11 protein-coding genes and 1 riboswitch are annotated in these 12,588 nt (G+C 46.8%); of the genes, 9 read left to right on the forward strand and 2 right to left on the reverse strand.

All coding sequences use genetic code 11. The features are described from left to right. Positions 1-55: 55 nt before the first annotated feature. Together ULO1_RS07640 and ULO1_RS07645 are read left to right on the forward strand one after the other, a co-directional pair. Positions 56-2,218: a S8 family serine peptidase gene (locus ULO1_RS07640; RefSeq protein WP_079933314.1), complete on the forward strand. Its 2,163-nt coding sequence runs from the start codon at positions 56-58 to the stop codon at positions 2,216-2,218. A 132-nt stretch (positions 2,219-2,350) separates the two neighbouring features. After that, positions 2,351-4,078: an S-layer homology domain-containing protein gene (locus tag ULO1_RS07645; protein ID WP_159446854.1), complete on the forward strand. Its 1,728-nt coding sequence runs from the start codon at positions 2,351-2,353 to the stop codon at positions 4,076-4,078. Between the two features lie 47 nt (positions 4,079-4,125). Here the strand turns inward: ULO1_RS07645 and ULO1_RS07650 are convergent, their stop codons facing one another. Continuing rightward, complete coding sequence (locus ULO1_RS07650; protein WP_079933316.1) at positions 4,126-5,004, reverse strand: transglutaminase family protein; 879 nt, start codon at positions 5,002-5,004, stop codon at positions 4,126-4,128. Between the two features lie 127 nt (positions 5,005-5,131). After that, positions 5,132-5,221: riboswitch (cyclic di-GMP riboswitch) on the reverse strand. Positions 5,222-5,354: 133 nt separating this feature from the next. Between ULO1_RS07650 and ULO1_RS07655 the strand changes: the two genes are divergently transcribed. Further along, positions 5,355-6,416 carry a S8 family peptidase gene (locus ULO1_RS07655; RefSeq protein WP_078664215.1) on the forward strand — a complete coding sequence of 354 codons (1,062 nt, stop codon included), beginning with the start codon at positions 5,355-5,357 and terminating at the stop codon, positions 6,414-6,416. Positions 6,417-6,425: 9 nt separating this feature from the next. On the opposite strand, the gene ULO1_RS07660 is transcribed toward ULO1_RS07655, so the two are convergent. After that, positions 6,426-7,433 (reverse strand): hypothetical protein, encoded by a 1,008-nt coding sequence (locus tag ULO1_RS07660; RefSeq protein ID WP_079933317.1) that lies wholly within the window; start codon positions 7,431-7,433, stop codon positions 6,426-6,428. A 228-nt stretch (positions 7,434-7,661) separates the two neighbouring features. On the opposite strand from ULO1_RS07660, the gene ULO1_RS07665 reads away from it, so the two are divergent. The 6 genes from ULO1_RS07665 to ULO1_RS07690 form a co-directional block, all read left to right on the forward strand. Next, the gene (locus tag ULO1_RS07665; RefSeq protein ID WP_079933318.1) at positions 7,662-8,336 is read left to right on the forward strand and encodes a YveK family protein; all 675 of its coding nucleotides are present in this window, start codon (positions 7,662-7,664) and stop codon (positions 8,334-8,336) included. A gap of 13 nt (positions 8,337-8,349) precedes the next feature. Further along, positions 8,350-9,030 carry a CpsD/CapB family tyrosine-protein kinase gene (locus ULO1_RS07670; RefSeq protein ID WP_200806945.1) on the forward strand — a complete coding sequence of 227 codons (681 nt, stop codon included), beginning with the start codon at positions 8,350-8,352 and terminating at the stop codon, positions 9,028-9,030. Positions 9,031-9,055: 25 nt separating this feature from the next. Beyond that, positions 9,056-10,420 (forward strand): sugar transferase, encoded by a 1,365-nt coding sequence (locus ULO1_RS07675; RefSeq protein WP_079933320.1) that lies wholly within the window; start codon positions 9,056-9,058, stop codon positions 10,418-10,420. Further along, positions 10,421-11,731 carry a hypothetical protein gene (locus ULO1_RS07680; protein ID WP_079933321.1) on the forward strand — a complete coding sequence of 437 codons (1,311 nt, stop codon included), beginning with the start codon at positions 10,421-10,423 and terminating at the stop codon, positions 11,729-11,731. 14 nt (positions 11,732-11,745) lie between these two features. Next, on the forward strand, positions 11,746-12,045 hold the full coding sequence (locus ULO1_RS07685; RefSeq protein ID WP_079933322.1) for a hypothetical protein: 300 nt from the start codon (positions 11,746-11,748) through the stop codon (positions 12,043-12,045). Positions 12,046-12,169: 124 nt separating this feature from the next. Beyond that, positions 12,170-12,588, forward strand: a 419-nt coding sequence (locus ULO1_RS07690) for a hypothetical protein (RefSeq protein WP_143325431.1), incomplete at its 3' end; no start/stop codon positions are given.

The following is a 12,588-nucleotide window of genomic DNA, read 5'->3' on the forward strand; positions in this document are numbered from 1 at the left end:
AATTTAGCGACAGCAGAATATACTGGAGTAAAGGAAAAACTGGGAGGCAACCAAAATGGAAGAAATTAAGCGCTATATTATCAGGCTGAAGCATAGAGGTTGGCGGAAAAAGGCTAAACTTCTGAATCGTTCGTTGGCGGGGAAAATAATTCATACTTATGAGACCCTACCGTATCTGGTGGTGGCATTAAGTTCTGAAGAAGCTAACAGCATACGGGGAGAGGATGGATTAGTGGAAATATTTGAGGACGGGTTGGCTACCACACAGGAGCAACAGGTACCCTGGGGAGTGTCGGTCATCAAAGGGTCCAAGGGCGTAACCCAGTCCGGTATCCGTGGAGAAGGGGTACGAGTGGGTATACTGGACACTGGCATTGACTTAAATCATCCGGACCTGCGAGTTGCTGGTGGAATAACCTTTGTGGGCAATTCCTTTCAGGATGACAATGGCCACGGTACCCATGTAGCTGGAATAATTGCAGCACAGGACAATGATCAGGGTGTGGTGGGCGTAGCACCGGGTGTTGAGCTGTTTGCTATTAAAGCACTGAACAGCGCCGGTAATGGCTGGTACAGCGATATAGCTGCCGGGCTAGAATGGGCGGTAAAAAACAAGCTTGATATAATTAACCTGAGTTTAGGTGGAAATCAGGATAATGCCTTACTGCGGGCAGCGGTGAAAAAGGCGGCTAATGCTGGAATATTGCTGGTGGCGGCAGCAGGCAATTCCGGCAATGAAGAGGGGAGCGGGGATACGGTACTGTTCCCGGCTAAATATCCAGAAGTGATTGCTGTGGCGGCTATTGACCGACAATGGCAACGAGCGGCTTTTTCCAGTACCGGACCCCAGGTAGAACTGGCTGCCCCCGGGGTGGAAATACTCAGCACCAATCTCTGGGGAGGATATAGGACAATGAGCGGTACCTCCATGGCAACACCGCATATTACCGGGCTGGCAGCTCTGCTGAAATCTGCTCTACCTCAGTTAACAGCCCCAGAGCTCAGGCGGCGGCTGGGGGAAGGAGTAATTGATCTGGGGCCGAAAGGACGGGACTCCTGGTATGGTTATGGGTTGCCTACCGGGGGGTTAGTTTTGCCGCAAACACAACCTGACAATACGCCACCTCAGCTTTACCTTATGGGCTTGCCGCCTGGTGAACCTGTTAGCGGTGAAGTAAACCTGGAAATTCTGGCCTTTGATCCCAGTAGAATAAAAGAAGTACAGCTGTTGATTGACCAGATACCAGTGGCCAAATGGACGACAGCACCTTACCGTTATGCCTGGGATACTCGGAAAGTGCCTGTGGGTGAACACCAGTTAACGGTATATGCGCTTGATGGTATGGGTAACCTGGGAGAACTGAGGCAAATAGTAAAGGTTGTACCAACGGTAACTATCCTTGAGCCACCGGCGGGAACAGTAGCCAGGCATCAGGTGCGGGTACGGGCTGTGTTTTCACCTAATGCGGTGATCGAAGGGGCGGAATTTTATGTAGATGGCATTAAGCGGGAAGAGGCCCGAGTGACAGCTAATGAAGTGGAATTTAGCTGGGACAGCGGTGAGGTCAGTCAAAGTGGATTATCAGTGCATACCCTGAAAATTATCGGTATTACTGCTACAGGTATGACTGGAACAGGCAGTGTTCAGGTTAAGGTGCGCAATCCAGTAGTGCAAATTTATGCCCCGGCAGCTGGCAGTGTACTGGGCGGAGATACTGTCGATGTTTTTGTGCAAGCCAGTGACCAGGAAGGAATAGAACGGGTCGAGATGTTTTGGGACGAAGAACTTATTGGCAGTATAGCTGGTGGCACTCAACCATACCGGTTTGCCTTATCACTTAAGGAGAAAAGGGCGGGAAGCCATATTCTTAAAGCTATTGCCTACACACCAGGGGGCAGACGGGCTATAAGTCCGGCGGTAAAGGTGCAAAAAGGGGTGGAGATCCTGTGGCTCAGTCCCATTCCGGGGACGAGAATTTGGGGGAAAAAAGAAGTCAAGGTGCGATTCGGTGAGCCGGTTAGCCGGGCAGAGCTGCTGGTAAATGATCAGCGACTGGGAATCAGATACCCGAATGGTACGGGTCCGGTAAGTTGGACGCTGGATGCTGCAGCGTATCCGGACTTGACGGTATTGGTGCTAAAAGTGCTGGCTCTGGCAGCAGAAGAACGAATTATCAGCTCAATGATTGTGCCATTAACGGTGGACAGCCAGGCATGAGAAAAACGCAAGCTGCAGGTTTTTGTCGAAATATGACTAAAAATATTTGCTTAACCAGAGCAGGAAAATCAAAACAAATATAGAAAAAGAAATTTATTGTATAGAATATTCTGCAGAAAGGGGCTGAAAAGTTTGCATAAAAAAATAATTTCCGTCATTTGCGTCCTATTCTTGCTGTTGACGGAATTTTTTCCTGCGCGGCAGGCAGGGGCAGTTGAAGACAAGGCTGGTGTGGGCTATGTGGCCCTGGGGGATTCGCTGGCCCTGGGTGTAGGCAGCTCTAAAAGTTATGTCCAGAGATTTTACGAGCAAATAAAAGACAGGCGGGGCGTCAAGGAATTGACCCTGATCGCAGAAGAACAGGCAACCAGCAGGGATCTGCTCCGGTTTGTTACCGATCCGGCCAATCGGGAAGCGATCAAAAAGGCCAGGGTGATTACCATCTGGTTTGGCGCCCATGATTTCATGCAGGCAGTGAGACGCAATCCCCACAATTACCGGCAGGCCGGAAATGAGTTGAAAGAGAACTTGATTACTGCGGTGCAATTAATAAGGTCTATTAATACCGGTAAGGATACTACCATCTATCTGCTCAACTTCTACAACCCGGCACCCGGAGAAAAAGTTCCAGGGGTGAGGACTACCGATCCGGCAGAGAAAAAGTATGAAGCCTTTGATTTGTTGATTCCTTACCTGAATGGTTTTATTGCTGATGCCGTGAAACAGGTCAACAGTGACCCCTATATGCCTCCTGTGGTGATTGTGGATGTGTTCAAGTCCCTGCAGGAGCTGGGGTCAGATAAATATCTGGGCAAAGGAAAGGATCCGATTTATCAGGACTACAGTAATGCCCATCTCTCCGATGCCGGGCACCAGGCGGTAGCTGAGGCACTGTTCAAGGCTCCCGTCAGCATCCGGCCGGGCAGGCCGCTGGCTCCTTCCCAGGTAGAAGAGTTCTCCCTGCCGGCTAACGGTGGAACCGTTAGTGCAAATCAGGGACGGTTGACAGTGGATTTTGGCAATAGCAGTTTGCCGGCCAATGCCTTGCTTTATGTCAAAATCTATGAAGAGGCGCCTTTTATCATCAGGGGCGATCTGCTCAGCCCGGTTTATGATCTGACTCTGTCCTTTAAACCGGCACAAGCCTTCAAAATTAGCTTTAAGCTGGATCAGAGCAAAGTTCAGGGTGAAAAAAATATTTATCTCTTCGAATTTAAAGGCAATGGTCAAAAACTGAAAGTCCGGCAGCAAAATTTTGATGCTGCTACCGGGACCATTACTGCCAGTATTAAACGAGGCGGTTTATACGGGGTAGTAGCTGTGAAGAACAGTTTCCCCGATACTGCTAAACACTGGGCCAGAGGGGAGATCGAAAAAATCGCCGGGTTGGCCGTAATCGATGGAGATGAGCAGGGATACTTCCGGCCAGAGCAGCCGGTTGCCCGGGCAGAAGCGGCTAAAATGCTGGTGGAAGCCACAGGAGCAGAAATAGAGGATAGCGCCACTGCGACCTTCTCTGATGTCCAGAGTTCGGCCTGGTATGCGCCCTATGTGGCTGCAGCGGCCAAAGCCGGACTGATGCAGGGGTATCAGGGCAAGTTTCGGCCAGGGGATAAGTTAACCCGGCAGGAGCTGGCAGTGATCCTGGAACGGGCTTATGGGAGCAAAATCAAGGGCGGAAATGGCGGTAAGCTGGAGAGCTACAGCGACCGGCAGCAGGTAGCCACCTGGGCGCAGGGAGCAGTGAACAAACTGGTGGAAGCCGGCATCCTGAAAGGACGGGAAAAAAATAAACTGGCTCCGGCAGGAGTGACGACAAGAGCTGAACTGGCAGCGTTGCTGGCCAGATTGATGTCATAAGGGAAAAAGCGGTACCAGGCCGTAAGGCGAGGTACCGCTTTTGCAGTTTATCGGTATTCTTCCGCCCGGTGGTAGCGGTAGAACTGGCTGTAGGACATGGAGAAGTAGAGGGTTTGGGCACGCGGGATAAATCGGTTGCCCGCCAGGTAACCGGCATCCCAGGTAGGGTCCAGGGGTTGCCATTTGCCGTCCAGCAGGACTTCGGCCCAGGAGTGTTCGTACCAGACGCGGTCATAGGCCTGGCCCACCACTACCCTGGCCGGCAGGTTAGCGGCGCGCAGGAGAGCTACCGTCAGATTGGCATAATCCAGGCAGAGGCCCTTGCGGCTGGCCAGGGTGGCCAGGGCGCCTGAACCGGGACCATAAAGTTGCTGGCTGCTGAGGCGAGCAGCATCATAGGCTATATTGCTGGTTACCCAGCGGTAAATATTATAGGCTTTTGGTCTGGCGCCGGCGTTTTTTCCAACCAGATCCTGGGCCAGTTTCCGCAAGGTGGGATGGTCGCTTTCCACGCCACTGCCAGGCAGGAGATAACGTCGGTCCGGCAAGTCGATAGCTTCCAGACGTGCTTCAGCCTCGATCTGGTAGAGGAAAGCAGCACCGGCCGGGAGATAAACGGTCAGGTAATACTGGCCGCTGCCAAAGCGCAACCAGAAGGAACCAGTGATAGCACCGTTACGGACCGGGAAGTAATAGGCGGCGCGGTCATCGCCGCGACGGATTTCCACCAGTACCTGTCCGGCAGGCAAGTTCTGACCCTGAATCAGCAATTGTCCCGGTTGAGCGGGATTGATTTTTACCTTTACCAATTCGGAAGTTAAGGGTTCCAGCCACCTGACACCAGGCTGGGCAGCTGCCCAGGCCGGCACTGCGGCTATTAGCCAGAGCAGAAACAGGAGAATCAGACTCACGCTTCGCTTCCTCATAAAATATCGCCCCCAGCGGGAAGGGAAAGCCGGGGGCGCGTACAGTAAAGGGTGGGAAAGAAACAGCCTGCTTTCCACTGGAAAGCAGGCTGCTCAAAATGGCTATAGTGCCATTACCCTTTGCCATATGAGCAGCCTGGCAATCATAGTTCCCGACGGGAACCTTAGACCCATGGCTTTGCGCCCCAGGCTTTCGCCTGGTTTGCCCGTTGTCTTCTGTTCTTACCCAATATATTCGGGGTTAAATGGAAAAATCCTGCCTCTAGCAAGAAGTTCTAATTTAATAGAAAAATCGCCAATTTAACGACAGCGGAATATAATGCAACAAAAAGACAGAGGAGGCAAACCGGATGGAAGGCAAGAAGCGTTATATTCTCAAACTGGAAGAACGTTACTGGCGACGGCGGCGTGAAGGCTTACTGCGCTCTCTTTCCGGCAAGATAGTCCGCAGTTTTGAAACTATGCCTTATCTGGTAATTGAATTGAACCAGACTGAAGTTGAGCAGATACGGAACCTGCGCGGGGTAATGGAAGTTTTTGAAGATGAACAGGCCACCACCCAGGAACAGCAAATACCCTGGGGGGTGGCGGTGCTGGCAGGCCCGCAGGTGGCGAGCCAGCTGGGGGTCAATGGTTCAGGAGTAAGGGTAGGGGTGCTGGATACAGGAATTGATTTACAGCATCCTGATTTGAAGGTGGCCGGAGGGATTGCGCTGACAGGGGACAGCTTCCAGGATGATAATGGTCATGGCACCCATGTGGCCGGGATAATAGCGGCTCAGGACAATAGCCAAGGGGTAGTCGGGATTGCCCCGGGGGTCGAGCTCTTTGCTATCAAGGCCCTGAACAGTGCGGGGAGCGGCTGGTACAGCGACATAGCGGCTGGTCTGGAATGGGCCATCAAAAACCGGCTGGATATAGTCAACCTGAGCCTGGGAGGAAAACAGAACAATCCCCTTTTGCGGTATGCGGTGAAAAGAGCAGCCAGAGCGGGAATCCTGCTAATGGCTGCGGCGGGCAATGCTGGGAACGAAGAAGGAAAAGGGGATACCGTTCTCTATCCGGCCAGGTATCCGGAAGTGATGGCCGTAGGAGCGATTGACCGTCAGTGGCAACGGGCTCCCTTTTCCAGCACTGGCCCGGCCCTGGATCTGGTAGCGCCGGGGGTGGAGATTCTCAGTACTATACCGGGGGGAGATTATAAGGTGATGAGCGGAACATCGATGGCCAGTCCCCATATCACCGGGCTGGCAGCCTTATTGAAATCCGCCTATCCCAGGCTGAAAGCGAAAGAGATCAGGCAACGGCTGACAGCTGGTGCAATTGATCTGGGCAGTAAAGGATGGGACAGCTGGTATGGCTATGGGCTGCCCACTGGCATCCAGGTTCTGGGCAAAAGAAAACCCCGCTAAGCGGGGTTTTCAGTTTGCGGCCAGCAATCTTTGCAGACCGGCCAGGGTGTCACTGACCAGCAGGGCCAGGGGTTTGCTGAGGGCCTGGATTTGCTGCTGGGGTGGTAAAGTGGTCAGGGGTTTTTGCAGTAATAGTTTTTGCTCTGCTTCTGGCAAGCGATAGAATTCGTAGAGGAAGCGGGCAGCCAGCTCATTGCGATTCCAGCCCACCAGTTTGTTGACGATGATCACAGTCAGTTGCTCTCGACCGGTATCAGGGGTGAGGTCCGGCAAAAGGGCCTGGATTTGCGCATCAGGAACGGTTTTGAGTTGAGCTAGTACCAGTTGATCCAGCTGGGCCCGGCTCAGCTGCTTGGCCTGGCTGGCCAGGGCCAGAGCCACCGTTTCCGCACCGGTAGTACCGGGTTGCCGGGCCTGCAGCTGGGCGACAGGAGCGACCGGTTTCTGGTTAACCGGGGCGGGAGCCGGCGGGGCTGGTGTGGCTTTTTTGGCAGCCGCCTCTTTGATTTGTTCCTCCAGCTCCTGCCATTGCTCTACACTGAGCAGGCCCTGATCAAGGAATTTTAATAACTGGGCCTCAGTTAATCCACCTTGCTGATAAAGAGGCAGCAAATCCGAGGTAGTGAGTCGGCCCTGGGTTAAGAGCAACTGAAAGGTATCGAAGTTTTCCCCGCTGATTTTCCCTTTTGCTACGGCTTGCAGTTCCTGCATACGCTGCCGGGCCTGCCGGGTCTGTTCAGCCAGGGTGATGACTTCCGGATGGTCGACAGTGCTGGCCGCCTGGGCAGCGGTGATACTTGGACCGCGAAAGTTTTTGTAGTAGTTGAGCCAGTGGGGATCGACAGTCCATTCAGTGTGGTACTGCTGCCAGTAAAAGATGGAAGCCAGCAAAAAATATAAGGAAAAGGCGGAAAAATAGGTGACAGGACGTTTTTTTCTTTTTTGCAAGGCAAGTAAAGCCAGGACTAAGGTAAACAGAGTTAAAGCGACAATAGCTAGTAAGATATATAAGGACAATGGACTCACCTCTTTTTAGTTTGGTCTAAGAAAATTTTAGCATGGAATATAAAAATTTCATGTCGAAATATGATGGCCAAAACCAGGAATAAAAGAAAATTTTCAACAAAATAAGAGTCAAAATGTCGATAAAAAAATAAAATTGAATACACAATTCGACACAAATTTAAAGATGGTTTAGATATAATAAAAAATGGACAAAAAACCAAATATTAAGGGGGCATTTTTGTGCAACTGGAAGAAGAAATTGACCTGCGCGAATTAGGGCAAACGCTGTGGAAACACAAGCTTATCCTGTTTCTGATACCGTTACTTGCAGTCATTACCAGTGCTATTCTCAGTTTCTTTGTTTTACCCCCGGTATATGAAGCCTCAGCTACGCTGCTGGTGAACAAAGGTGGACAAAAACTGATCCGGGATGATTACACCAGTTTGCTGGCTGCCAAGGAGCTGGTGAAAACCTATAACGAAATTGTGAAAAGCCGCACAGTGGCGGAAAAAGTGGCCCAGAATCTGGGCGGGGAACTGAAACCGGAAGAAATCCAGGAGATGCTGAAAGTCAGTTTACTGAAGGATACCATTATGCTGACTATCAGTGCCGAGGATACCAACCAGGAACGGGTAGCCCATCTTGTTAATACCGTTGCCTATGTGTTTGCCGATGAGATTAAGGATGTAATGGCAGTAGACAATGTCAAGGTGGTGGATCCAGCGGTAAGGCCGGAGAAACCGGTGAAACCGAAAAAAGCGATAAACATTGCCATGGCTCTGGTACTGGGTTTTATGGTGGCAGCAGGCTTGATCTTCTTGCTGGAATTCCTGGATGACAGTCTCAAGACACCGGAAGATGTAGAAAAGTATCTGGAGATATCCGTGCTGGGCATCATACCCCGCCGGGATTAAGGGAGGGCAGATGATGGAACGGCTAATCGTGGACAAGGAACCGAAATCACCGCTGGCGGAAGCATACCGACGCCTGCGCACCAATATCCAGTATGCCAATGTGGCCCATGAGCTGAAAACTATCCTGTTTACCAGTGCTGGGCCCGGGGAAGGCAAGTCTTCGGTAGCGGCCAATTATGCGGCGCTGGTGGCCCAGCAGAAGAAGGAAGTAATCCTGGTGGATTGTGATTTGCGCAGGCCCAGTTTGCACAGGGTCTTTGACTTAAAAAACAGCCGGGGATTGACCAATGTCATGACCCATGATTTTGAACTAAAGGATGTTCTGCAGACTACCAGTGTGCCCGGGTTGAGGGTACTGACTTCCGGCCCGATTCCCCCCAATCCGGTAGAATTACTAGCTGCAGAAGAAATGGATAACATAATGGGCAGGTTGATGGAGATGGCAGATCTGGTGGTCATCGATACGCCGCCCATCCAGGCTGTAACGGATGCTCTGGTGCTGGCACCGAAGGTAGATGGGGTGGTGCTGGTGTTGATGGCAGCAGCGGTGAGCAGACAGCAGGCCCGACTGGCCAAAGAAGGGATTCAGCGGGTCGGGGGACGACTGCTGGGGGCTGTGTTGAATGGGGTGGAAATGAAGAAGGGTAGCTACTATTACTATAATTATCATTATAGCTATGGGGTGAGCGAATAGAAAACAGGAAGGAGAGGGGAAGAGAGTGGGGATTATCCGCAAAAGAGAACTTATCCGGGAGCTGATCTGGCTGGCCCAGGTACCGGTAGTCGGTGCAGGTGTGTTGACAGCGGCAATATTTCGTTTTGGCTGGATCGGGGCTATACCTGTCAATGATCGCTTGTTTTCCTTTTCGGCTGCTGTATTGTGGCTGCTGGCCGTCAAACTGGCGGAAGATAACCGTTTGATCTGGCAGGAACTGGGAAAGCAAATGATGCGCTTGCTCAAAACCTGGCTGGCATATATTTTTGCCTTACTGGTTTTACTGGTAGGGATTAAGCTGGATATCAGCCGGGTGTTTCTGGGGGTATTTTCACTCTCGCTGCTATTATATAGCCTGCTTGCGCGTTTTGGTCTGCTCTGGTATGCCCGGCAGAGTCAAAAAGAGGACAGGGTGCGCGTTTTGCTGGTGGGCAGTGGCGAAATGGCCAATTATGCCGTGCGGCATATAGAAGAGAAAACGGGGCAAGATGTGCAGATTATCGGAATCCTGGGAGAAGAGCAGCTTCCCGGCATCCGCTGGCTGGGCACCGTCAATGAACTGGGGCGGGTGCTGCATGAGGAAGTGGTGGATGAAATTCTGATCGCCATGCCGCTCAAGGATTATGAGGAATGGAAGTGGGTTATTGACCGGGGAGAAGAAGAAGGCAAAACGGTGCATTTGCTGGCAAACCTGGGTGAAAAACGGCTGATCAGAGGGCAGGCCGGTGAACTGGCGGATTTACCGGTGATTTCCTATATGCCGTCAAAGCAGAACATCTGGCAGAGGATGGCCAAAAGAGCTTTTGATGTGGTCTTTTCCTCCCTGGTGCTGATTGGAGGAGCGCCGGTTTTCTTGCTGATTGCTATCCTGATCAAGCTGGATTCTAAAGGCCCGGTCTTTTTCATTCAGCCGCGGGTGGGTCTGAATGGCCGGATCTTCAAGATGATCAAGTTCCGCACCATGGTGCCGGATGCGGAAGCCCGGCTGAAAGAAGTGGCCCATCTCAATGAAATGGACGGGCCGGTGTTCAAGATCACCAATGATCCGCGAATTACCAGGGTGGGCAAGTTTTTGCGCAAGACCAGCCTGGATGAGTTACCGCAGTTTATCAACGTGCTGCTGGGAGATATGAGTGTGGTAGGACCGAGGCCGGCGCTGCCGCGGGAGGTGGCCCAGTATGATAGCCGCTATCGCAGGAGGCTGTCGGTGAAGCCGGGGATTACCTGTATCTGGCAGGTCTCGGGGCGAAATGATGTGAGTTTTGAAGAATGGATGGAAATGGATATGGAGTATATAGACCGGGCTAGTTTGTGGCTGGATCTGGCGCTGGTGGTAAAGACGGTATTTAAGATGGCTGAGGGGAAGTGAATGAAAATATCTTTTAAAAAAGAAATCGTTTTTAATTATTTATATATTATTATAATGTTAATCTTAATACTACTTAATCAATTAATAAATGAAGATATAATAATTAACAATATAATTACACTAGTGTTAATTGTAATTTTTGCTATTTGCTCTGCATATAAGTTATCAATAAATTTAATCATTAAAAATTTTATTTTCTTTATAATTGTATTTCATGCAAAAATTAATAGCTTGCTTACAGGAACAGATTATAGTGATACGTCTTATAGGGGTTTTTTTAAAATTCACTTTGCATCAGTTTATATATTTACAACATTTATTTTTTTAATTCTGAATAAAAGAATAGATAATAAAACACTATTTAAACACTTTTATAAAAGCGAAATTTATCTTTTATTATCAATTTTCTATTTCATTTTGATAACAATATTCGAAAGAGGAGTTAATGGAATTCCTCAAATAATAGATATATATTTGAATACATTAATTATATGCTTGACTGCTAAAAACAATGTTAAAGTAAAAGATATTTATAATTTTATTTCAAAATTATTTTATATAAATTTAGTCATAAGTATTTTGGAACAAATTACAAGAACCAACTTTTTGTACAACTTTTTTGGTGAAATTAAATACGTTGAATATTTTACAGCAGGCATTTTAAGGAGCATGGGGATAACTGATCATCCTTTAACTAATGCTGTTATTAATGTTGTATGGTTATATATGGGATTGGTTTGTAATAATAAACTATGGATATTATATAGCTCTATAGGTATTATTTTAACATTATCTAGATTTGCAATTATTTTATTAATTGTTACCATTACTTTATCATTATTTTTAGGAACAAAAAAGAATAAAGTTTCTTTAATAATTTATTTGATGGTGATAATTACGTTAATTTTCTCATTTAAAGATATACTTATTGAACGAAATACTATTACCTATGATTCAATAGTTATACGTAAACTTGCATTACAGAAACTTATTTCTGGCCAAATGAATATTATTGGTAAGGGCATAGGTGAAAGTGCGGATGAACTTAGTAGAGAGTTGTTAAATAACTATTTGATTGAAAATCCTTGGTTGATTTTAGTTAATGATGCAGGTATTATTGGAACAACATTATTCATTTTAATGTTGATTTTTGTTATTAAAGAACATAAAGGCAGGATAAAAAAAATTGCTATTCTTTCTGTAATTGCTATGATAAGTTCATTTATGAGTTTCGGAGCTAAAGTACCAATTTATGGTTTTGTTTTTGCAACGATTAATTTATATAAATATCAAAAAAAGAATATTAATTAAGTATGGAGGTAAATATGTATATATTAATTGATCTTTTAAGAAAGGTAAGAAATAGGTTAATTGGAGAAATTAGTACAGAACAATTAATAAAACTTGGTCTGCAAGTTGGTGAAAATTTTAAAAGAGAAAGAGAAGTGGTAATAGATTATTCGCATTGTTGGCTAATAAAAATTGGTAATAATGTTACTTTAGCAAGAAGAGTTCATATTTTAGCTCATGATGCAAGCACTAAGTCTTTTTTAGGATATACAAAAATAGGAAACGTAATTATTGGCGATAATGTTTTTATTGGAGCAGGTTCGATTGTTTTATGAAAATGAAAAGAGAGATGTTTGAACAGTTATTGGATAAAAGAGGGTATATAGTATAACAATATACAATGAAAAACAAAAAAAGATATTTAGTAAAATTATATTATAAAGGTAAATTTTAGGGGAGGTGTTTATTATAAAAATAATTATTGTTTATAATGGTTATTTCCAAAAAGGTGGAGGAGTTGTAACTTTTATTAATTTATTAATAAATAAACTTAACAAATATAGAATAAATAATATAAAAGTTTGGAGCAGGGAAGACTTGCCAAGATATATTTATTTTTATCATGCTTTAATTCAGAGATTGTTTGATTTTTTTCTACCAGGATTAGGTCATATTATTTATTCTAATTTAACTAGAAATTATCTTCTAAAAAGAAAAATATTAGAAGACTATGATATGGTTATTTTTAATGATTTATCTACTGCAATCGATAAATATAATCATATTGTTATATTACATTCAATGAAATCTGACTTGGAACATAACAGTAATTTTTTTTTAATAAAAAAATATATATTCACAAAAGTTCAATATTATTA

The organism is Carboxydocella sp. ULO1, from assembly GCF_002049255.1.
In the GTDB taxonomy this organism is placed as follows: domain Bacteria; phylum Bacillota.